Source organism: Ruegeria sp. AJ12 (assembly GCF_056536245.1).
Genome location: NZ_JBQFJJ010000001.1, coordinates 3,477,122 through 3,497,786 on the forward strand (window position 1 = coordinate 3,477,122; position 20,665 = coordinate 3,497,786).

General features: G+C 58.4%; 25 protein-coding genes and 1 tRNA gene. 8 read left to right on the forward strand and 18 right to left on the reverse strand.

Features of this window, described 5'->3' with window-relative positions; all coding sequences use genetic code 11:
• Nucleotides 1-376: 376 nt before the first annotated feature.
• The 4 genes from ACR3E0_RS17385 to ACR3E0_RS17400 all read right to left on the reverse strand — a co-directional run bounded on the left by ACR3E0_RS17385 (nt 377) and on the right by ACR3E0_RS17400 (nt 2,386).
• Nucleotides 377-1,201, reverse strand: coding sequence for a hypothetical protein (locus ACR3E0_RS17385; RefSeq protein ID WP_480480099.1), 825 nt, complete (start codon nt 1,199-1,201; stop codon nt 377-379).
• Between the two features lie 285 nt (nt 1,202-1,486).
• Nucleotides 1,487-1,563 (reverse strand) — tRNA-Arg (locus ACR3E0_RS17390).
• 20 nt (nt 1,564-1,583) lie between these two features.
• Entirely contained in the window at nt 1,584-2,060 is a 477-nt protein-coding gene (locus ACR3E0_RS17395; protein WP_480480100.1) for a GNAT family N-acetyltransferase, read from the reverse strand.
• A 14-nt stretch (nt 2,061-2,074) separates the two neighbouring features.
• The gene (locus ACR3E0_RS17400) at nt 2,075-2,386 is read right to left on the reverse strand and encodes an ETC complex I subunit (protein ID WP_480480101.1); all 312 of its coding nucleotides are present in this window, start codon (nt 2,384-2,386) and stop codon (nt 2,075-2,077) included.
• A gap of 159 nt (nt 2,387-2,545) precedes the next feature.
• Between ACR3E0_RS17400 and ACR3E0_RS17405 the strand changes: the two genes are divergently transcribed.
• The 3 genes from ACR3E0_RS17405 (at nt 2,546) to ACR3E0_RS17415 (ending at nt 6,129) form a co-directional block, all read left to right on the forward strand.
• Nucleotides 2,546-3,025 (forward strand): SRPBCC family protein, encoded by a 480-nt coding sequence (locus ACR3E0_RS17405; RefSeq protein WP_480480102.1) that lies wholly within the window; start codon nt 2,546-2,548, stop codon nt 3,023-3,025.
• Nucleotides 3,026-3,106: 81 nt separating this feature from the next.
• A complete protein-coding gene (gene uvrB / locus ACR3E0_RS17410) occupies nt 3,107-5,293 on the forward strand; it encodes an excinuclease ABC subunit UvrB (protein WP_480480103.1) in 2,187 nt (728 codons plus the stop codon).
• Between the two features lie 2 nt (nt 5,294-5,295).
• Entirely contained in the window at nt 5,296-6,129 is an 834-nt protein-coding gene (locus tag ACR3E0_RS17415; RefSeq protein ID WP_480480104.1) for a hypothetical protein, read from the forward strand.
• A gap of 107 nt (nt 6,130-6,236) precedes the next feature.
• Here ACR3E0_RS17415 and ACR3E0_RS17420 read toward each other — a convergent pair whose 3' ends face one another.
• Nucleotides 6,237-6,527: a hypothetical protein gene (locus tag ACR3E0_RS17420; protein ID WP_480480105.1), complete on the reverse strand. Its 291-nt coding sequence runs from the start codon at nt 6,525-6,527 to the stop codon at nt 6,237-6,239.
• Nucleotides 6,528-6,839: 312 nt separating this feature from the next.
• On the opposite strand from ACR3E0_RS17420, the gene ACR3E0_RS17425 reads away from it, so the two are divergent.
• A complete protein-coding gene (locus ACR3E0_RS17425; RefSeq protein ID WP_480480106.1) occupies nt 6,840-7,631 on the forward strand; it encodes a formate/nitrite transporter family protein in 792 nt (263 codons plus the stop codon).
• Nucleotides 7,632-7,650: 19 nt separating this feature from the next.
• Here the strand turns inward: ACR3E0_RS17425 and ACR3E0_RS17430 are convergent, their stop codons facing one another.
• The 3 genes from ACR3E0_RS17430 to ACR3E0_RS17440 all read right to left on the reverse strand — a co-directional run bounded on the left by ACR3E0_RS17430 (nt 7,651) and on the right by ACR3E0_RS17440 (nt 8,972).
• Nucleotides 7,651-8,004: an MmcQ/YjbR family DNA-binding protein gene (locus tag ACR3E0_RS17430; RefSeq protein ID WP_480480107.1), complete on the reverse strand. Its 354-nt coding sequence runs from the start codon at nt 8,002-8,004 to the stop codon at nt 7,651-7,653.
• Between the two features lie 66 nt (nt 8,005-8,070).
• Complete coding sequence (locus ACR3E0_RS17435; protein WP_480480108.1) at nt 8,071-8,628, reverse strand: lysozyme; 558 nt, start codon at nt 8,626-8,628, stop codon at nt 8,071-8,073.
• 53 nt (nt 8,629-8,681) lie between these two features.
• Complete coding sequence (locus ACR3E0_RS17440) at nt 8,682-8,972, reverse strand: antibiotic biosynthesis monooxygenase family protein (RefSeq protein ID WP_480480109.1); 291 nt, start codon at nt 8,970-8,972, stop codon at nt 8,682-8,684.
• 192 nt (nt 8,973-9,164) lie between these two features.
• On the opposite strand from ACR3E0_RS17440, the gene ACR3E0_RS17445 reads away from it, so the two are divergent.
• On the forward strand, nt 9,165-9,593 hold the full coding sequence (locus ACR3E0_RS17445; protein WP_480480110.1) for a hypothetical protein: 429 nt from the start codon (nt 9,165-9,167) through the stop codon (nt 9,591-9,593).
• A gap of 15 nt (nt 9,594-9,608) precedes the next feature.
• Here the strand turns inward: ACR3E0_RS17445 and ACR3E0_RS17450 are convergent, their stop codons facing one another.
• Together ACR3E0_RS17450 and ACR3E0_RS17455 are read right to left on the reverse strand one after the other, a co-directional pair.
• Entirely contained in the window at nt 9,609-9,851 is a 243-nt protein-coding gene (locus tag ACR3E0_RS17450) for a TFIIB-type zinc ribbon-containing protein (RefSeq protein WP_480480111.1), read from the reverse strand.
• A gap of 95 nt (nt 9,852-9,946) precedes the next feature.
• Entirely contained in the window at nt 9,947-10,372 is a 426-nt protein-coding gene (locus tag ACR3E0_RS17455) for an excalibur calcium-binding domain-containing protein (RefSeq protein ID WP_480480112.1), read from the reverse strand.
• Between the two features lie 46 nt (nt 10,373-10,418).
• On the opposite strand from ACR3E0_RS17455, the gene ACR3E0_RS17460 reads away from it, so the two are divergent.
• A complete protein-coding gene (locus ACR3E0_RS17460; RefSeq protein ID WP_480480113.1) occupies nt 10,419-10,985 on the forward strand; it encodes a HugZ family pyridoxamine 5'-phosphate oxidase in 567 nt (188 codons plus the stop codon).
• Between the two features lie 3 nt (nt 10,986-10,988).
• On the opposite strand, the gene ACR3E0_RS17465 is transcribed toward ACR3E0_RS17460, so the two are convergent.
• From ACR3E0_RS17465 to ACR3E0_RS17490, 6 genes are all read right to left on the reverse strand, one after another.
• Nucleotides 10,989-11,396, reverse strand: a complete 408-nt coding sequence (locus ACR3E0_RS17465; RefSeq protein WP_480480114.1) for a universal stress protein — start codon at nt 11,394-11,396, stop codon at nt 10,989-10,991.
• Between the two features lie 71 nt (nt 11,397-11,467).
• Nucleotides 11,468-11,788: an antibiotic biosynthesis monooxygenase family protein gene (locus ACR3E0_RS17470; RefSeq protein WP_480480115.1), complete on the reverse strand. Its 321-nt coding sequence runs from the start codon at nt 11,786-11,788 to the stop codon at nt 11,468-11,470.
• A 140-nt stretch (nt 11,789-11,928) separates the two neighbouring features.
• Nucleotides 11,929-14,217 (reverse strand): glycosyl hydrolase family 28-related protein, encoded by a 2,289-nt coding sequence (locus ACR3E0_RS17475; RefSeq protein ID WP_480480116.1) that lies wholly within the window; start codon nt 14,215-14,217, stop codon nt 11,929-11,931.
• Between the two features lie 137 nt (nt 14,218-14,354).
• Nucleotides 14,355-14,756 (reverse strand): DUF4864 domain-containing protein, encoded by a 402-nt coding sequence (locus ACR3E0_RS17480; RefSeq protein WP_480480117.1) that lies wholly within the window; start codon nt 14,754-14,756, stop codon nt 14,355-14,357.
• 48 nt (nt 14,757-14,804) lie between these two features.
• Entirely contained in the window at nt 14,805-16,379 is a 1,575-nt protein-coding gene (locus tag ACR3E0_RS17485) for a lysine--tRNA ligase (protein ID WP_480480119.1), read from the reverse strand.
• A gap of 105 nt (nt 16,380-16,484) precedes the next feature.
• Nucleotides 16,485-17,366, reverse strand: coding sequence for a LysR family transcriptional regulator (locus ACR3E0_RS17490; RefSeq protein ID WP_480480121.1), 882 nt, complete (start codon nt 17,364-17,366; stop codon nt 16,485-16,487).
• A 90-nt stretch (nt 17,367-17,456) separates the two neighbouring features.
• Here ACR3E0_RS17490 and ACR3E0_RS17495 point away from each other — a divergent pair, with 90 nt between their 5' ends.
• Both ACR3E0_RS17495 and ACR3E0_RS17500 read left to right on the forward strand, forming a co-directional pair.
• Nucleotides 17,457-17,915: a cupin domain-containing protein gene (locus tag ACR3E0_RS17495; protein WP_480480123.1), complete on the forward strand. Its 459-nt coding sequence runs from the start codon at nt 17,457-17,459 to the stop codon at nt 17,913-17,915.
• A 138-nt stretch (nt 17,916-18,053) separates the two neighbouring features.
• The gene (locus ACR3E0_RS17500) at nt 18,054-18,476 is read left to right on the forward strand and encodes a tellurite resistance TerB family protein (RefSeq protein ID WP_480480125.1); all 423 of its coding nucleotides are present in this window, start codon (nt 18,054-18,056) and stop codon (nt 18,474-18,476) included.
• A gap of 2 nt (nt 18,477-18,478) precedes the next feature.
• On the opposite strand, the gene dacB is transcribed toward ACR3E0_RS17500, so the two are convergent.
• Nucleotides 18,479-19,957, reverse strand: a complete 1,479-nt coding sequence (gene dacB / locus ACR3E0_RS17505; RefSeq protein WP_480480127.1) for a D-alanyl-D-alanine carboxypeptidase/D-alanyl-D-alanine endopeptidase — start codon at nt 19,955-19,957, stop codon at nt 18,479-18,481.
• A gap of 66 nt (nt 19,958-20,023) precedes the next feature.
• Nucleotides 20,024-20,644 (reverse strand): nicotinate-nucleotide adenylyltransferase, encoded by a 621-nt coding sequence (locus ACR3E0_RS17510; RefSeq protein WP_480480128.1) that lies wholly within the window; start codon nt 20,642-20,644, stop codon nt 20,024-20,026.
• Between the last annotated feature and the right edge of the window lie 21 nt (nt 20,645-20,665).

A 20,665-nucleotide genomic window follows, 5' to 3' on the forward strand; every position in this document is an offset into this window, starting at 1 on the left:
GTACTCGTTACTGTGTGCGTGGATCGTGATTGCCTGAGCCGACATGCCCGACGAGTGACTTTTGAAGCATGCGGCATTGCTGGGAATACGGGCGCGCCGGATGTAAACGCACCGGTGAATGTGAGTTGAACCGCAGTCATTGCTGCCCTCCCTCACAACCTCATCCAGCCATTCCCCGGCGTGGATCGCGACCTTTAAGTTGTAGTCGAATTGTCGCTCAGTTTTTGACGACCAGCGAAGCGTCAATCGCTATCCTTGGCCGTAACTAGTTTCATAAACGCCTCACGCCATGCACCCTCTCTGTACTGCCGGTCTGTGAGGTTCACGCCGCCGCCTTCTGTCATGAGTGCCTCCGGTGTTCGGATCGCGCGTTAGCTCACTTAAGCTCGACGTATGTCATCCAGGTGTAGAACTGCGCCTCTGACTTCAAATCACCGTCATCAATGAGGGCGGGCTTGGTGGGATAACTCTCATCAGTCCAGAGTGTACCCCAGCGCGTATCCTCGGTTCGAAATAACGGCGGACCTTCGTAAATGGTCTTCAGATTGCGGATCAGTTCTTTCCTGTGTGTATCATTCGCTGGAATGTCCTGTGCCTGTTGTGCTTCCACAGTGTTTGCAATCGCCGCTTTCAAACGCTTTCTGAGTGGCTTTACTTCCAGTCTGAGCGCCTTGAATCCCGCACTCTCCGTCATCTGTTTGATCGAGTAGCAATCCCCGTGCCCAACCGGATAGTTGTCCTCGAAGATAGCCCGCTTGAAACCCTTCCAACTAAGTTGCTGTAGCCTCATGAGGGCATCTTGGTGGTCATCCAGGAACACAATCGAATTACTTAGTTCTCGGTCACTGAAATCGACCAGAGACAAGTCCATTTCGTGGTACTCTGCTTTGGGGCTTCGATACTCCAAGTTACCAAAATCAATATCGAGGCATACGATGTTCGCTTCGGGGCAGGCTTGTTCCATGAGCCACGTTCCAAGGCCCTTATAGACGCCGCTCTCAACAATAAGATCAGGATTCAGCCTCGATAAGAAGAACCATGTCAGGAAGGCGTGCGGTGCCTTCATGCCGTAGATGTTGTCCGTGATCGGACGACTAGCATAGACCTCTTTGAACTCAGGAAATGCAGCGCGCATATCCGCATCAGTCCAAGGAACGGTTCCAATCTCTAGCGGCAACTTGGTCTTTGGGGCGTTTTTCACCAGGCTTCGTCCATAGTGGGAGTTGCAATTACACTGCTAGTCTTATGATACAGACCCGTGGCGGCCCAGCCCTTTTGTTCGTCGTGCGGTTTGATCACACGGGCCAGGCAAACTGAGTAGAAAACCCACCAACCGAAGATGTGCAACCGCACCTGACACTGAAAAAGATCGAGGAACCCACTCGAAAAGCGCAACGCAGAACAGCGTTTTCAGGGAAGAAACAAGTAAAAAACTGTCTTGCGCGCCGCAAAAAGCTTACTACTTATCAATGTCTAAAAGCGCTACTGGCGATCCCGGAAGGACTCGAACCCTCAACCTGCTGATTAGAAGTCAGCTGCTCTATCCAGTTGAGCTACGGGACCGCTGGCCCTTCTTGCGGCTTTTACCGGGCGGGTTCAAGGGCCAAGCGCATGAAGGCGCTGTTGGGATCGGGTGCGTAGCCAAAGATGGGCCCGCAATAGGAATAGCCCAGCGTCTCATAGAGTTTGCGGGCCGCGTCATATTCGGCCAGATGCGCCGCGCCGGTTTCCAGAACCAATGAAGATATCCCCTCGGCCCGCGCCAGGTCAGCCAGATGGGTCATCATCACCCGCGCCAGGCCGCGCCCGCGCGCGGTCGACAGGATATGAACCGATTTCACCTCGGCCGTGCCATCCGGCAGCGCTTTGAGCGCGCCGCATCCCAAGGGCTTGCCAGCTTCGTAGATCGCCCAGAACCGGATGCCCGGCTCGCGCAGCGATTCAACGTCCAACGTGTGGTTCGAAGTCTGTGGTGTCGCGCCCCAGCTATGGGCCAGATGTGCCTTGATGATGGGCCGTAGGTCGTCGGCACCGGGATCCGCCTCGCGGATGTCGATCATCCCGCGACTCTCGGTCAGTGCGACCAGGGTTCGCGCCGGTCGGTGGCAAAGTTCTCGCCGTAGCCGCGGGCGCGCAGGTTCGGCTTGCGCTTGTGCGGCTCGCTGACCTGTGCGTCGATTCCGTTATCCTTGGCGTAATCGATCGCCTCTTCCTTGGTGTCGAATTTCAGGCGCACCTGGGTCTGCGTGTCGCTGGACGAAGTCCAGCCCATCAAGGGATCCACTTCGCGCGCAGATGCAGGTGCATATTCCAGAACCCACTTGCGGGTCTCAGCCATCCCCGATGTCATCGCGTTCCGCGAAGGCTGGTAAATCCGTGCGCGCATGTCGCCTCTCCGTAATCGTTTGGCTGCGCCTGTTTATGCGCCAGAGCGCGTTCGGGGACAAGATGACAATTGTCGCTCGGTGTGCGTGGCGATCTGATGACAGAACTTGTCATTAGCGTCATCTACTGTCTCTAACAGATCAGCCAAAGGATTAAACAGATGATCCACCATGAAAGAAGCTTGGAAATGGACGCACGACCAGAGGCCATCTGGGCGACACTCAGTCGGTTCATGCACATTGACGAAATCGCGCCTCAGGTCACATATGTGGACGCCTTGACCCATGGCACCAACGGGGTTGGATCAAAGCGGCGCTGCTATTTTGAGAACGGGACCTCTCTGGTCGAAGAGGTGACGAGTTGGGAACCCAACCGGGGCTACAGCGTCCGTCTATCCGACATGTCAGCCATGCCATTAACCGAGGCCCACGCCGCTATTGAAATCGAATCGCTCGCCGGAAACAGGGCGCAGGTAACGTGGAGCATGAATTACACCGTAAAATACGGTGCTTTCGGGTGGATCCTGGGGCAAACACTGATGAAAATGATGATGACGCGGGTTCTGGACAGAAACTTGAAAGCTCTGTCCGAAAAGCTGTGCACGGATCACATTCCGGACGCTCTGCCTGCCTATTATTAAATCTGTCGTTTCCAATCCGGATCAGGCCTTGCAGTTGGACAAAATAAGAACAAATGTAGGGGCCTGACCCGGAGTTCTCCCATGCCGTACGCCAATTCCGACACTACGCAACTGACTCAGGACGATGTCCGCGCCCGCCTCAAGCTTGAGGGCGGCAAGGCATTTGTCATGCATACCGAATTTGCGCCCGCCGGAGACCAGCCTACCGCGATCACAGAACTGGCCGGAGGCGTGAAAGACGGCGAGCGTGATCAGGTTCTGCTGGGCGCGACCGGCACGGGAAAGACCTTTACGATGGCCAAGGTGATCGAGGAAACGCAGCGCCCCGCGATCATCCTTGCACCCAACAAGACATTGGCGGCGCAGCTGTATGGAGAGTTCAAAGGGTTCTTCCCTGAAAACTCGGTGGAATACTTCGTCTCGTACTACGACTATTACCAGCCCGAGGCCTACGTGCCGCGCAGCGACACCTACATAGAAAAGGAGTCGCAGATCAACGAACAGATCGACCGGATGCGCCACTCGGCCACCCGCGCTCTGTTGGAACGCGATGACGTGATTATTGTGGCGTCAGTCAGCTGCATCTACGGTATCGGCTCGGTCGAAACCTACGGGGCGATGACACAGGACCTGAAGGTCGGTCACGAGTACGACCAGCGGCAGGTGATGGCCGATCTGGTGGCCCAGCAATACCGCCGCAATGATCAGGCATTCCAGCGCGGCTCGTTCCGGGTGCGTGGCGATTCCCTGGAAATCTGGCCCGCCCACCTCGAAGACCGCGCGTGGAAGTTCTCGTTCTTCGGGGAAGAACTGGAAACCATCACAGAATTCGACCCGTTGACCGGCGAACGTGCGGCCACAATGGAACAGGTGCGAGTCTACGCTAACTCGCACTACGTAACGCCGAAACCGACGATGCAGCAGGCGATCATCGGCATCAAAAAGGAACTGCGCATCCGGCTCGACCAACTGGTGGGCGAAGGCAAACTGCTTGAGGCCCAACGTCTGGAACAGCGCACCAACTTCGATTTGGAAATGCTTGAGGCCACCGGCGTCTGCAACGGGATCGAGAACTACTCGCGCTATCTGACCGGCCGCGCGCCAGGGGAACCGCCCCCCACCCTTTTCGAATTCATCCCCGACAACGCCATCGTCTTTGCCGACGAATCCCACGTCAGCGTGCCACAGATCGGCGGCATGTACCGGGGCGACTATCGGCGCAAATTCACACTGGCCGAACACGGGTTCCGCTTGCCCTCCTGCATGGACAACCGCCCCCTCAAGTTCGAGGAATGGGACGCCATGCGCCCGCAATCCGTCTTCGTCTCGGCGACGCCTGCGAAGTGGGAGATCGAACAGACCGGCGGCGTCTTCACAGAGCAGGTCATCCGCCCCACCGGGCTTTTGGACCCCGAGGTCGAAATCCGCCCCGTGTCGATGCAAGTGGACGACCTGCTGGATGAGGTGCGCAAGGTCGCCGCTAATGGTTATCGCACGCTTGTCACCACGCTGACCAAACGCATGGCCGAGGACCTGACCGAATACCTGCACGAACAGGGCATAAAAGTCCGCTACATGCACTCGGATATCGACACGCTGGAACGGATCGAAATCCTGCGCGATCTGCGTCTGGGAGCCTTCGACGTGCTGGTCGGCATCAACCTGCTGCGCGAGGGGCTCGACATCCCCGAATGCGGGCTGGTCGCCATTCTGGACGCCGACAAAGAGGGTTTCCTACGCTCGGAAACCTCGCTGATCCAGACCATAGGTCGCGCCGCGCGCAACGCCGATGGCCGGGTGATCATGTATGCCGACAAGATCACCGGCTCGATGGAGCGCGCCTTGGGCGAAACCAACCGCCGCCGCGCCAAACAGCTTGCTTATAACGAGGAACACGGCATCACACCGGAGACGGTGAAGAAGAACGTCGAGGACGTTCTGGCCGGTCTCTACGAAGGTGATGTCGACATGAACCGCGTCACCGCCACCATCGACAAACCGATGCACGGCGCGAATTTGGAGGCCCATCTGGACGGGTTGCGCGACCAGATGCGCAAAGCCGCCGAGAACCTTGAATTCGAAGAAGCCGCCAACATCCGGGATGAGATCAAACGTCTGGAAGCCGTCGATCTGGCGGTCGCCGACGACCCGATGGCGCGCCAATGGGCAGTCGAGAAAGCCTCGGAAGACGCGGTGAAATCGCGCGGACGGTCAACGGCTGGCAGGCCGGGGCAGCGGGGTGGGAATGTGAAGCGGCGGAAGCGGTAGAATTGAAGAAGTTTGGAATTCAAGAACAGCTAAACGGTTGGGTGCTGGTTGATCTCAATAACATGCTTACTGTTTGGGAAGTTGCAATTGGCAGAATGATTTCAGCATGCGACGTTCGGCTTCCTGGAGCGGTGTCTCAATGGTACTATTGGAAGCTAAAGGAAGCACTCGAGAACAGCGATTTCAATGTTTTTTCCCGGGAAATGGAACTCGAGAGTTTTCGAGCGGAGTACTACCCACACGCTGTTTCCCGCCTTACTGGAATTTTCATGTTCGGGTCCGAAGCGGATGCACAGAGGGCCAAGCGGATGTGGAGAAAGCCTGTTACGACTACTGAGACTACAGATGTTGGTTTTTCTGCGGAAAGATTCTCGGTTCACGATTCTAATTGGCTCTTAAACATGGAAACTCCAGTTTCCGAAATAGCGCATCAATACTGGCGCGGTGAAGCCGCTGGAAATGAACCACTTTGGGAAATTATTGCTTCAGGGATCGGAAGGGTTTGGGAAAAGGATGTTCAGCTTCGGTGCTACAAGAAAGCCTATCACGGAGAGCCTCATGCTTCCTTGTTTTTGAAAGGTGCAACCTACGCATTTTTGGATGGCCAAGAGCAAGCGGGGTTGTCGATACCCTACACTTATTTCGACGACGGTTTGATAAATGGACGCATTATTATGAAAGATGAAGAGCTTAGGAGCTTTCATATCAACATGAAGAATCCGATTTTTGAGAAGGTAGATTTACCTGTTCACCCAAAAGCACTTGATGAACTCAAAACCCCCGACTTATCAAAGCACTTTTTTCAACACGCTCTTGTGCTGAAACAGCAAGCGTAGGATGGGTTTCCAACCCATCACCCCGAGGCTAGCAACCGCATGATGGGGTAAAACCCCATCCTACACTTCGCACAACAAAAAAGGGCGGGAAACCCCCGCCCCGCCGATTAGCCCTTATCCCAATGGGCAACCACATCATACCCAACGGGTGTTGGCGGGCTTTCCAAGAATTCGGCAAACTGCCCCCATAGCTCGGCCACTTTGGGCGCGTTTGCGTTCGAGGTCGCCTCGCTTTCGACCACCGAGATCACGTAGCCCGAGCCGTCCTCGTTCATCACGTTGGTAAAGCTGTGCATGCCGGGCATGCCCATGATGTCGGATTTCAATGCGTTCATTTTCGTCGTCGCCGCCTCGCGCGTGCCGGGTTTCATTTTGTATTGAGTAATCCGTGCAAACATGACTTTCCTCCCTCGTCTGGCGAAATTGCCATAGGGCGCGACCGGTACGGCCGCGCCGCGCGTAACGTATCACAGCGGCCTGAAATCTCGCATTGATACGTATGGAATCCGTGCATTTTCAACCTAGCGCCTGACCCGAGCGCGGCCATCGACACTTCAAAGTTGCAGCCCCGCGCTCCCTCGTCGACGTGTGAAATAATAGATTGTGAATCCAATCGGCGGTCATAGAGGCGTCCAACACCCTGCGCCCCTGACAATCAACATTGATCCCAATCAATGCTGATCCACCATCGCGCCAGCATACTGCGACCTATGACCGTGCCAAACCCGACTGGAGTAGACGCCTACAAACCCACTCAGATCGCCGAGCTGGTTGAAACCGCAGGCGTGTCCAAGGCGCATCTGTCGGTCGGGCAAACGCTGACACTGGCCATCCTTGCCGGCGTGTTCATCGGCTTTGGCGGGGCCGCCTACACGATGGTCATGACCGGGGTCGATTCTGGCTTTGGACCCGCCCGGTTTCTGGGCGGGGTCGTGTTCTCTCTGGGCCTGATCCTGGTGGTTGTGGGTGGCGCTGAGCTGTTCACCGGAAACGCGTTGATGACCATAGCGGCGGTGGATCGCAAAATCTCACTGCGTCATCTGCTGCGAAACTGGGGACTTGTCTATGTCGGGAACCTGATCGGCGCGGTCGCGCTGGTGCTGGCATTTGCTGCTACCGGTCTGCTCGATGGACCGATGGGGCTTGTTGCGGCCAATATCGCAAATGGCAAAATCGACCTCACTCCGGTGCAGGCATTTGCGCGCGGGGTTTTGTGCAACGCGTTGGTCTGTCTGGCCGTCTGGCTGAGCTTTGCCGCCAGATCGGTCGTGGGGAAGGTCATGGCGATCCTCTGGCCCATTTCCGGTTTCGTTCTAATGGGTCTCGAGCACTCGGTCGCCAACATGTACCTGCTGCCGCAAGGCATGGCCGCTGGGGCAGGCTTTGGCTGGGGCGAGGTGATTGCCAATCTGTTCTGGGTTTCGGCAGGCAATATTGTCGGAGGGGCGGGCGGCGTCGCCCTCGCCTATCGGTTCGCGTATCTTCGCAGCCCATCCGTATGACGCCTGTAGCTGACTTGCGTCACACTCCCAGTTCGGCCCGTTTCTTTCTAGTCAGCTTGGCCACGACCATCTCATACGACGTCTCGATATGCTCACGCAGTGAGGCATCGCTCATCCCGCGCTCTTCATAGACCTGCAGCCACTTCATCCCCCGCGATGCCAGATACGGCGCGGGCCGGATACCGGGTTCGTCACCCAGCACCTCAAAGGCCAGATCGCTGGCTTTGAAGGTAAAAGCGTCCTGTCCATCGTTCCAGCCACAGATGGCAAACACCTTGCCGCCCACTTTCCAAACATCCGCATTGCCCCATTGCACAACATGAGACGTGGCCTTGAGACCGGAGCAGAAGGCGTTGAATTCATCACGGGTCATGGCCCCGATCCTGATCGCCCTGCCGGTGTTTCGCAAGGCTGCAATACCCGGGCCGTCTCGTAGATGTCAGCCGAACAGATCTTCCAGAATCCCGCGAATCTGTACAATCGTGGCACTGGACCAGTCCGGACGGTAGGACGGCTTTCGCACGTCAAACTCGGTACCCGTGCCCGTGTTAGACCACACCCCGTCGAAGAACAGCGCGCGTTCTTTCCGGCGCCGCGGGATGATTTCGGGTGGCCGCCGCCAGTTCATGATCGCCCGGCGCGCGCCTGAGACGTCGCCGGCTTTCCATCTGCTTACCCAGGCTGCCTCCCCGACCTTGCCGGTGTTGTAATGGAAAGACAGCGCCGCACCCAACTGCGGCTCGGTCAGGGAATGGCCGGAAAACGCATTCTCGACCGCCGGCAGATAATTGGTCCGGATGGCCCATTCATACACTTCGAAACACCGCCGGAGCGTCTGGGGATTGTCCAGATAGCGTGGCCAGACCGTGTGGCCCGAGGCCGACGTGATGCCAACGCTCCATGTCCAGACCCCGACCGAGTCGCGATAGGCCTCTCGAACGATGCCTTCGTGTGAGATCAGTTCAGCGGCGATCCGTGGCGTGATCTGGTAGGGCATCACCACCTCCTGTCATCGCAGCCCGCGTTCTGCGCGTGATCCGGCGCTGACCGCTAACCTTTGTCCCAATGCGCGACCACGTCATACCCGACCGGCGTTGGCGGGCCCTCCATGAACTCGGCAAAATGGCCCCACAGCTCTGCCACTTTGGGCGCATTGGCGTTCGAGGTTTCCTCGCTTTCCACCACCGAGATCACATAGCCGGACCCGTCTTCGTTCATCACATTGGTAAAGCAATGCATGCCGGGCATGCCCATGATTTCAGATTTCAATTCATTCATCTTTGCCGTGGCCGCTTCACGCGTGCCGGGCTTCATTTTGAAGCGTGTAATACGTGCAAACATGTCTTTCCTCCCTCACTGGGCGAAATAGCCCGTAGGCGGTGCGCAGCGGCGCCACCCCAGCGTATTTTAACACGTCGGGTCCAAATCTCGCACAGACACAGGCGGAACGGTCGTTCCACCTTGACGCCTCAACCGGTAGGCGCGCAGGGGTGTGCAACTTGCCAAACGGTTCTGTTCGACTAGCTTCTCCGGATGCGTATTCTTGTTCTGAGCCTGCTCCTCGGTACCTCGGCCCACGCGTGGGAGGCCACGGTCGGAGAGATATGCACCCTCGCTCACGACACTGAAACGGCCGGCATTTTCCTGACCTACGACCCGAGCCGGCCGCTCTATACGCTCACCATAACCCGCAAGGCCGATGTCTGGACCGAGGCGCCATGGTTCGCCATGCGGTTCAACGGCCCTCGCACCATCGAGATTGCAACGCCGCGCCACGTGTTGTCTGCGGACGCATCCACACTCACCGTCACGGACACGGGGTTCGGGAACGTTCTGGACGGGTTGGAACACAACGAAACGGCCTACGCCTTTACGCAGGATCAGGTCACACAGTTCCCGTTGGACGGCGCGGCGCCCGAGGTCCGGATATTTCGCGATTGCACCGGAGCGCAGCTGTCCTGAGATTGGCCGGTTCGATCAGAAATCGAACAACTCGTCCAGAAACCCACCCCGTTTCTTCTTTTTGCGATAGCCCCTGTCCGACCGGTCATCATACCCCTGCTGCGGTGGCGGGGGTGGCGATTGGGCGGATGAGCGGTCGATGATCTTGTCCAGCTCCCCCCGGTCCAGCCAAACGCCGCGACATTGCGGGCAATAGTCGATCTCGACCCCGCTGCGCTCGGTGATTACCAACTGAGTTCCATCAATCGGGCATTGCATCAGACGCTCTCCGTTTTGTTACCCGAAAGAGATGGGCCGGTTTTGTCTGAATTTCACCCCATCTGCGACCAAGCGCCCCGATCCGACCGGGCGGTTCAGGGACGAACGAATTTGGCGTTTCCAACAGCTCTCTGGGTAGGGGTGCTATTGGCCGGGGCCGGGCTTTGCGGCGCTGCGTTCTGGATGGGCTGTAGTTCAAACGAGCCACATGCCACCCCGTCGCCGTCAGGATCATTGCGTTTGTGATACCCTGCCTGGCCTTCGCGGAACGGCCCGAATCCCAATGTTTCAACCGTCTCGCACCCTGCCATTGCCAAAAGGTGCAGCACCGCTTCGTTCCGGTCATAGTCGGACAGGCGCAAAAAGATGCTGGCCGCGACCACACCAACGGTCAGCGGCAGCAAAAGCACCATGAGAATAATGCGCACGGGCGACAAGGCCTCTCGCCGCGTTGCATCGGCCCGGCGCTGCCGCCTGGACGTGGGCATATCAGCCTCTTCGCGCGCAGATTTTCCAACCATCATACGCACCGGTTACACCAGATTTATGGCATTGCGAAGGCAGCAAGTGGACACCATTGAAGCGCAGGACTCGCACTGGTCCAAACACCCATGTATCACTGGGAACACCCCGAACCACTGGACCGAAACCTTGACCAAAACCGATCCCTATCAGGCTACGGATGACTCTGCGCGGACCCTCGCGCGGAACCTGATAAACGCGGCGACCTATGTATCCCTGTCCTTTTTGCGCGCCGACACCGGCTCACCATCCATTTCGCGCATCGCGTTGGTGACCGACGATCTGGGCCAGCCTGTGACACTGATCTCAATGCTGTCGGAACATACCAAGGCGCTTCATGCCAATCCGTCTTGTGCGCTTTTGGTTGGTGAGCCGGGGGACACAGGCGACCCGCTGACCCATCCGCGCCTGACATTGCATGCGACCGCGCAAATGATCGCGCGCGGCTCAGCTGATCATGACGCCTTGCGCCAGAGATATCTGAGCCTGCGCCCCAAGGCGAAGCTCTATGTCGACTTTGCCGATTTTGGTTTTGTCCGTTTCGACATCCACGACGGGCTGCTGAATGGCGGGTTTGGCAAAGCCTATCGCCTTGACGCTGCAGATCTCTGATTTTCAGCGGACCACGTGTACCGCGCATTTGGCGTGCCGGACTACGTGGGTCGCAGTCGACCCCAGCAACAAGTCCTGCATCCCGGGCCGGTGCGAGGCCATGATGATCAGGTCCGGTTTGTTTGTTTCGGCCCAGTCCAGAATAGTCCGGCCGGAATGACCTTCGACGACAATGCCTCTTGCATTCGGAACCTTGGCGGCCAATGCATCCAACTCGGTCTGGATCGCCTTGCGCGCTTCGGTCAGGTATTCGGCCGGCATATAGGAAATCGCATAGTTTGGAATGTGTTCGACCACATGCAATAAGGTCACCTGCGCGTCGGGCGTGGCAAGGATCTGCGCAAGCTTCAAGGGGGCCGACGTATCGCGCTCGGCATCAAAGGAAATCGGGACAAGGATGTTGTGATACATAACGCGGGCCTCCATATGAGCGCGTTCAGCTTGCAATGGGCATCCGCCGCCGGCTTTGATCCATGTCAGGATCAGTCAAAAGTTTCGGCCACGTCATACATGACGGGTTCGAAACTTTTGCACAGCTCGTTTATCTTGCGGTTGCGGTTGCGCATTTCGGGCGTGCGCAACATGGCAAGAAAGTCCTCGCGCCGTTGCCACTGCGAATAGTTTGCGATCCGGGTCTGCGCGTCATTGACGTGCAGGCCCGCCGCGACGAAACCGGGCTGCTTGGAGATGAACTCGGAATAGGCATCCGTCAGAGCCTCCAGAAGATCCTGGCAGGTTCCCGGTGTCATCTCGAACGTTGTTATCACGGTCTGGACGCTGGTATTTTTGGCTATGCTGGGCATCTGAATCCTCCATTGGCTGATCCAAACCTAGCACAACTTTTTGAAACGTCTTGGAAAACAGGTTGGGATTCAAGCAATGGCTCCGGGCACTTTGCTACGATAGGCAAAAGCCGCCCGGGTTCGGGCGGCTTTCAAGGGCCTCAGCGTTCGATGCGCATGATGGCCGACACCTCACCCTTGAGGTTTTCAGACCAGCGTAGTTGCAGCGCGTCCCCTTCGCTGCCTTGCTCAACATCAACATAAGGCGCGGCATATCTTGTGGTGTTCAGTGCCGATTTCAGCGGTCCCAGAACGGTCACGGCATCACAGCTGCGGGCCTTGGCGCCAAACGGCAGGCGGTTTTGCGACCCGACCGTCCAAACCTGAGCCGCCGTATTCTGCGTGTGCCGAACCCGCAACGGGTTTTCCACTTTGGCAGAAATGCCGTGATACGTGTTGTTCCGGAACGTGACGTTAAGATGTCGGTCACTATCGAGATCGGCAAATGTGGTGTCCACCCGCTCCGCCCGGTCCAGATCGCTGCTGTTGGACCGAAACTTGTTTCCCGTGACGGCCAGACCGTTCAGGAAATGGCCAGGCCCATGCGGACGAATGACGATATAGCTGAACCACGGCGGTGCCTCGCTCGAATAGAAGATGTTGTCGGTGATGCTCATCGCGCTGAACGAATATCCTGCGGTGTAGGTGGGTAAGGCATCCCGCTCATTCGTCCACTCGACAAAGCAGTTGTCGACATAGTTCTCGGCGATGGTCGAACTGTTATAGGGGCCGATCATGATCAGGCCGGCGGTTCGAACGCCCAGCGGGATGCTGTCACCCTGAAAGAAGTGGTTGCCCAGAACCATGTTATTGTCGCCTGCCAGTACTGCAAAGTGTTTGAACCGAACGGCCCGGTTGTGCCGTATCTTCACGTCATTTGCGTTGGTGTTCAGGGCAATCGAACTGCGGTCAGGGACGATGAAGGATTCTTCGCTGGACAGGAACTGGCAATTGTCGATCAGCATGCCCTTGCAGCCGGTCCCGAACGACGTGATCCCGCGATCCAACGGCCTGCTGACAAAGCAATCCGTGAGCGAGAATGTGCTGCCCGACGGCGCCAGCCGGATCGCACTGCAGCGACCGTTGCACTGGAACTCGATCTGCTCCATGCCAAATTTGCGTAACGTGGCGAAACCACTGAAATCCAGCAGGTATTTGAACGACACGAACGTGTACGTCTGAGTCCCCGACGCGTCGTAAATCGGCGCATTCAGAGTGATTTCACCGGCACCTTCATCTTTCGAGCGCACGTAAATCTCGCGACCGACACCGTCGCCCTGAACCAGCGATCCCACCGGAATATTGGCAACATTTGCCACGTTTGTCAGCCGGGTGGGATCCACCGGATCGTAAGTCGCGATTGATGTGAATGTCTCGGTATCCCAGGCTGTGTTGCTTTTAACGTCAAACTGCCCGTTGCGCACGATCCGCCGTGTGGAAAAGCCGCTCTGCCGGTTGGGCACCGCAGCAGCCATGTCGATCGGCCCATTGACGGCAATCTTGCGCCCGCCCAGATCCAGCGATTCATGATCCGAATTGTTCAGCAGCGCCTGAAACGCCTTCTTGAATGCCAATTCCTCATCCCCAAACGCCGAGATATACGAAGGCAGATCGAAGTTCTTGGTCAGCAGCAACATCTTGTCATCAGGCATCGTGACCGTGCCCTCGAAATCCAACTCGGACGCCATGCTGGTGGTTTCCGCCAATAGATAGGTGCCCTGAGGCACATAAACCCGGCGACCGCCCGCCGCCTGATCCGCCGCCTCGAATGCTGCCGAGTCATCGGTCACGCCATCACCGACGGCCCCGAAATCGCGCACGTCGACGATACTGATCATCTCACGCAGAAAGACGCCGGTGACATCTGTGATTTCGATATCATCGACCCGCACCAGCGCACCATTTGCGCCGTCGATGTCCAGACCAAAGTGCCCGTAAAGCGCAGCTACACCCCACGGCATGTCTACGCCGGGCCGTTGCCCGGTGCCTACGATTGCAGTGACCTCATGCACGGTGCCGTAGCCCGACAGCTGCGTGGCCGGGCCCTGCTCGACCACGCCCGTTACCTGTGCATCTCCGGCACCTCCGGCCCAGCCGGCAATCCGAACCTCGGGCAGCGGACCGCTGATCGCTTTGACCCGCGCCTTGATCTGCAGATAGCACCCAGGCAGCAACGGCGTTTGACCCATGTATCGCAGCTGCTGTGTGGCATTGACCTTCAGAATCTCGAGGCAACCCCCAAAATCCGCATCTGCCGGCACAAATGCCCCGGTTCCCGACCCCTCATACGTTGGCGATCCGGGCGTTCCGTCGCCAGCGGACCATACGCCTAGGCCATTCGCAAACTGAGGCGGCATGAACACGATGCCGTCGGTGATTGCCTTGTTCATAGAAATCCCTTTCCCAATCGCACCGCATGCGCTTGCGGCACGTTCAAACCCCGTGTTCAGGTCCTGCCCGAACGCGAAAGCCTGAGTAACGAAAAGGGATTAACCACCGCTCTCATCACCGTGACGGTGGTGTTGCGTCAGGCTGCAGGATCGGAGTTCCCCAGCAACTGCACACCATTGATTTTCCAACTATTTTCCTGCTGGATCATCTGGTAATCCAAGATATGAACCCGACCGTCATTGTCGGTGACCATGACTTTCTGCCACAAGGCGCCGTTGATCTCACGCAGCTCCAGAAAACGCACATCTGCCGGGCGCCAGACCATCGGGTAGCCGCGTTGCACCATGACCCCGAAATTCTCGGGCGTACCGAACAGGCGCTGGATATTGGGGCTGGCAAAGGTGAAAGCGGTGGCAAAGTCATCCGCCTCAAACGCCTGCATCTGTGCCGCGATGTTCGCCTCTATTTCGGCGTTCTGGGCAAAGGCTCCGGATGCCAGTCCGGCACTCAGTGATAGGGCAAGCACGAGTCGACGCATGGGGCCACCTCCTGACGAAACAGTAGCCTCATGCTGGGTTAGGTCAAATCAGACCAATTCTCCGGCCAATGCCTTGTCGATCAGAGCGATGGTTTCAGGGACACCATACAGTGCAATGAAACCGCCAAAGCGCGGCCCCTGCGATGCACCCAGCAGCACTTCGTACAGCGCAGTGAACCAGCCGCGCAGCGGGTCAAACCGCTCGCGTCCCACGGCGTATACCACCGACTGCAGCGCCTCATCCTCGACGGGGCCATCATACGCTTCCAACTCCGCCTTCAGTGCTTCCAGTGCCTCCCGCTCCTGATCGGTTGGCATCCGGTGCTTGCGGGTCGGTTTAACGAAATCGTTAAAATACCGCACCGCAAATCCCGCAGCCTCATCCAGATCGGGATGCGTCTCGGCTGTAGCCTCGGGCGCATAGCGGCGGATGAAGCCCCACAGCGCCTCTTTATCATCGGCCCCTGACACCGAGGCCAAGTTGAGCAGCATCGCAAACGGAACCATCAGCGTGGATTCCGGAACATCTCCGCCATGGATGTGCCAGACCGGATTGTTCAACTGCGCCTTAAGGTCCTGCCCCGGATAGGCCCGCAGTTGCTGATGATACTCATCATAGGCTTTCGGGATCACATCGAAGTGCATCCGCTTGGCCGTCTTGGGCTTCTGATACATGAAATAGGCGAGGCTTTCGGTCGGCGCGTAAGTCAGCCACTCGTCAATCGACACACCATTGCCCGATGATTTGGAAATTTTCTGCCCGTTCTCATCGAGGAACAGTTCATACGAGAAATGCTCGGGCGCACGGCCACCCAAAGCGCGGCAGATCGCGTCATAGATTTTCTCGTTGGTGGCGTGTTCCTTGCCGTACATCTCGAAATCCACGCCAAGCGCCGCCCAGCGCGCGCCAAAATCCGGCTTCCACTGCAGCTTCACATTGCCGCCAGTCACGGGCAGCGTCCATTCTTTGCCATCCTCGTCATCGAAGGTGACATTATAGGTCTCGGCGCAAACCTTCTTCATCGGCACATACAGAACGCGCCCGGTTTCAGGATGGATCGGCAGGAAGATCGAATAGGTTTGCTGGCGCTCCTCGCGCAGGCTTTTCAGCATGATGGCCATCACGTCGTCATAGTTTTCGACTGCCCGCTTCAGAATTTCGTCGAACTGACCCGAACGATAAAAGTCGCGCGCCGAATAGAATTCATACTCGAACCCGAAGGTATCGAGGAACCGCCGCAGCATCGCATTGTTGTGTTCGCCAAAGCTGTCATGCGTGCCAAATGGATCCGGTACCGAGGTCAACGGACACTGCAAATAGTCCTGCAAGACCTCAGGGTTCGGCACGTTGCTAGGCACTTTGCGCATACCGTCCAGATCGTCCGAGAAACAGATCAACTTGGTCGGGATATCCGACAGAGCCTCAAAAGCGCGCTTGACCATCGTGGTCCGCGCCACCTCGCCAAAGGTCCCGATATGCGGCAGGCCCGAAGGGCCGTAGCCTGTCTCGAACAGCACGTACCCCTTGTCCGGAGCGCCCTGCTTGTACCGTTTGAGCAACCGCCGCGCCTCTTCGAAAGGCCAGGCCTTTGACGTCATCGCGGTTTCACGCAGGTCGGACATTGAATTTCTCCATCGGGAAACGGGCCTGACACACCATGCGCCCGGCCCGGCCCCTGTTATTGTGCGGATGCAGCATGAGTCAATAAAGGCCGGGCGGAACAGTGGTTATTTCTGGCCGGTTTCGGCAATCCAGTTCAGAATCTCGCGAACATGAGGCTCGGCTGCCAGCCCGTCACGGGCCGACAGAAAGTACCCCCGGGTCGACACTGCGGTTGATCCTTCCAGACGCGTGATGGCGCCCGTCTCCAGAAAACTGTCGAGAACGCCATCCCAGCACAGGCAGACACCCTGCCCGGCCAGCGCCGCATTCACCAGCATGACGTAGGAGTTGAAATCCAGCACCCGTGCGCCTTTCGGCATCGCCATGCCCGCGGCCTGGAACCAGCTTGGCCAGTCATGCCACTGGCTGCGCGCCGCCTCCATCGTCAGTAAGGTCATGTGCGAGAAATCGTGATGGTCCCGGCTCATCTCTTTTCTCGCAAGATACAGGGGACTGGCAGCCGGAAAAACCGCATCGCCCAAAAGACGCGTTTCCTCTTCGGTTTCCCGGTGCCCGAACCGGATGACAACGTCGCCGGGTCGAACGGCCTCTCCATACTCTTGACTTATGATACGAATCGTTATGTCCGCAAAGGCGGCTTCCAACTCTCCAAGACGGGGAATCAGCCAAAAAGCCACAAAGCCCGATGGCGCCGTCACGCTGACAACTTTACCCTGTGAAGCCTGCCGAATCTGACCCACCGCGCTTTCGATCTGCCCCAGCCCACTGTGCAGGGCCCGCAGCAAGTCCCTGCCATGTTGGGTCATTTTGACCGGTTTCCGACTGCGATCGAACAATGCGCATCCCAGATCGGCCTCAAGATCTGCAATTCTGCGGGACACCGCAGGTTGAGAGACATTCAGTTCCCTTGCAGCCGCCGTCAGCGTCCCCCGTCGCGCCGCTGCATAAAATGCCGTCAACCCGGCGAAACTGGGCAGCCTGTCCATCTAATATAACCTCACCGTATGATAGACTTCATCTTTCCCTTATTGCCTCGCCAACCCAATCGCGTCAAATGGCAAAAAGGAGGACCTGCCATGACGCAAGAACTGAATACGTTGGCCACGGACTACAGCGAAGCTGTATTGGTGCATTGTGCCAGCAATCTTCCACATCCGCCGCTGGCCACGGATGCCGCTCATGTTCCATTGGCGGGCGGCACAGATCCCTCTTATGGCGAAGTGCGCTGGCGCACCCTGATCAATGGCACTCAGGACAGCCCCCGCGATCTGGTCCTTGGTATTGCCGAGTTCGGCCCCGGTGATCGCCTGTTACCCCACCACCATGACCCAGCGGAGTTTTACCTGGGTCTGGACGGTGATGGTATCGTGACCATCGACGGGGTTGCGCACCAAATTCGGCAGGGCGTCGCGCTTTATGTGCCGGGCGGCGCGGAACATGGTGTGATTGCGGGCGAGACCGGTTTGCGCTTTGCCTACGGGTTCGCCAGTCAAAGCTTCGAACTCATCGAATACAGGTTTTCCTGTACCGGCTGAAGGCTGCTCACTGTTCGATGACGCACAGCCTGCGATTGGTCCGGTCGGCACAGATCCGGTGCGGCCAAACAAGGTGTTGAACCCGCCCTCGGTGCCTCATATCGTGCGCGGTCAGAGACACCCAAGCAGGACGACCCCATGACCGAGCAAATTCCTCATCCTATGTCGCCACAGGATTGCCTTGTGGCGATCATGGTGGCGGTCTCCGCCTCAGACGAGAACATCCGAACGGCAGAGCTGGTCAAGATCGAAGGCGCGGTCAACATGCTGCCGGTCTTTGCCGGATACGACATCGACCGCACCCGCACGGTGACGCAGATCGTGTTCGACCTGTTTGAGCAGGAGGACGGTCTGGACGCGCTGTTTGGCCTGATCCGCGACAACCTGCCCGAGCGGCTGAACGAAACCGCCTATGCCCTAGCCTGCGACGTCGCAGCGGCGGATGGTTCTCTGGCCGAAACCGAACTGCGCCTGCTGGAAGAGATTCGCTACGAACTCAACATCGATCGTCTGCACGCCGCCGGGATCGAACGCGGCGCCCGGGCGCGTCACACCACCTAGGCTCAACTGCCGTAGAGTGCGCCCCACCGTTCAATCAGCGCCCGCTGCAGTTTTCGCGACCGCCGGTTCCAACTGCGCGCGCCCTCCGGGCGCTCGCGGTGTTCCCGTGGGATCGTTGCACGGTGGTCCACATCGGCGGTGAAAATGGCAAAGGCCAGGTCGGATCCGTCCGCCGTGGTCACGAACCCGCCCAGACCCGAGACAAAATTCAGCGTCCCCGTTTTGGCGTCGACCTTTATCGGATGATCCTTGATTGTCTTTCCGTTGCCGTCGGTCAGTGCAAAAGGTTTGAGCAAAGGGCGCAGCGCGCCGGTTTTCCGGGCCGCCACCAGCGCGGTCACAAGATCGCCGGGCGTCATGCGCGAGGCATCCCCCAGGCCCGAGTGATCCACCATGGCGATGCGATCCACTTCATAGGTTTCAGCGGCCCAGCGGTTCATCTCGGCTGCGGACTCCGCCAGACTTCCAGGCTGAACGCCCCGTGCCTTGGTGGCAGCCATACCCACCATTTCTGCCGTCAAGTTGGTCGAGTATTTCAACATCCCCCGCAGAATGCTGTCCAGCGGATCGCTCTGATGTACGACCAGAACCGCGCCCTGAGGCATCTCTCGGGTGACCTGTACACGGCCCAGAACAATCCCGTTCGACCGCGCCAGTGTGCGAAACACATCGCCGGCATACAGCGCCGGTTTCCGCACCGGCAGCCACCGCGCGCCACCGTTTCCCAGCGCGGCTCTGGCGACCGTCCAACGATCCTGCCGCGCACTGGGTTGGTAGGTATAGATCGGTAGCCGCCGGCCCTCGACTTTCATCGCGGCCACGTCAACGTCAGGCCTGTACCGCGCGCTTCGCGCATCCATCGTGACACCATACTCAGTGCCATCCCGCTTCCATTCGAAATGCACGCGGTTGAAATTCAGCGATATCCCACTGATGGCCGGGCTGTAGCCAACATGGTCCGGTTGCCCCGGATCAATGCTGAACACATAGGGCAATGCGCCGTCATATACCTTGAATGCACCGCGCACCTCGCTGACCCCGGCCGCCCGCAGGTTGGCCGCCATCGCCGCCAAATCGTCAGTGTCCAACAGCGGGTCACCCCCGCCCACCAAGATCAGATCGCCTTTGAGGATACCGTCCTCGATCAGTCCATCGGCCATCAGCACGGTTTCAAACCGATGATCCGCCCCCAGAACGTCCAGTGCGTAAAGCGCCGTCAGAGCCTTGCCCACGCTCGCGGGCGGTAATCCGGTCGCTCCTCCGAACGCCTCTAGCTGAGTGCCGGTTTTGACATCGGCCACCGCGAACACGACATCGCCCTTGAGCCCCGCGGCTTTGATGAGTCCTTCGGCCCCGGTGAACGGCAGAGCACGCGCCTGCGGTCTCAGGGATACCAAGGGTGCCTGTGCCAGCGCGGCGCCGGGAATCAAAGACGCACCCAATCCCCCCAGAAACAAACGACGCGAAATACGATCAACCATGGGCCAATTAAAATCTCAGAGACAAAGAGCACACAACCGCTCGGTCGGATTATGTGCCCGGTGGGGCTATTCAGGCAACACCCCTTCGCTCCATCCTGAACGTGTACGAATCTCGGTCGAGCTGACATCCACCATCGGCACGTTCACGAAACACCATGCCGGGGCCGTTGCCCGCCCCAGCAAATGCCGCGCCTGCCCGTCGATGCGGTACGGAGCGTATACCCGCGCGGCCGGAGACATGCGCGCCGAAATCCGGTCCCCCGGTCGTGCCACAACCCCCACCGGCACGCTGTCCATGATCCGCCGCCAGTCTTTCCATTTGTGAAATTGGGCCAGATTGTCCGCACCCATCAGCCAGACGAACCGCACTTGCGGGTAAAGCCGCCTGAGCGCCGCCAGAGTATCCGCCGTCGCCCGCGTCCCCATCAGCGCCTCGATATCCGTCACCTCAACGCGCGGGTGCCGCATCACATTCCGCGCCGCCGCGATCCGCCGAGCCAATGGCGCAGGCCCGCGCGCCTTCAAAGGATTGCCCGGAGACACCAGCCACCACACGCGATCCAGCCCAAAGGCCTTCACCGCCTCACGCGTGACATGCACATGGCCCTGATGCGGCGGATCGAAAGACCCACCGAACAGCCCGACAACCTGCCCGGGTCGCGCATATGGCATGGTGTACCGCAGCATATCTGCTGATGCTCAGAAGCC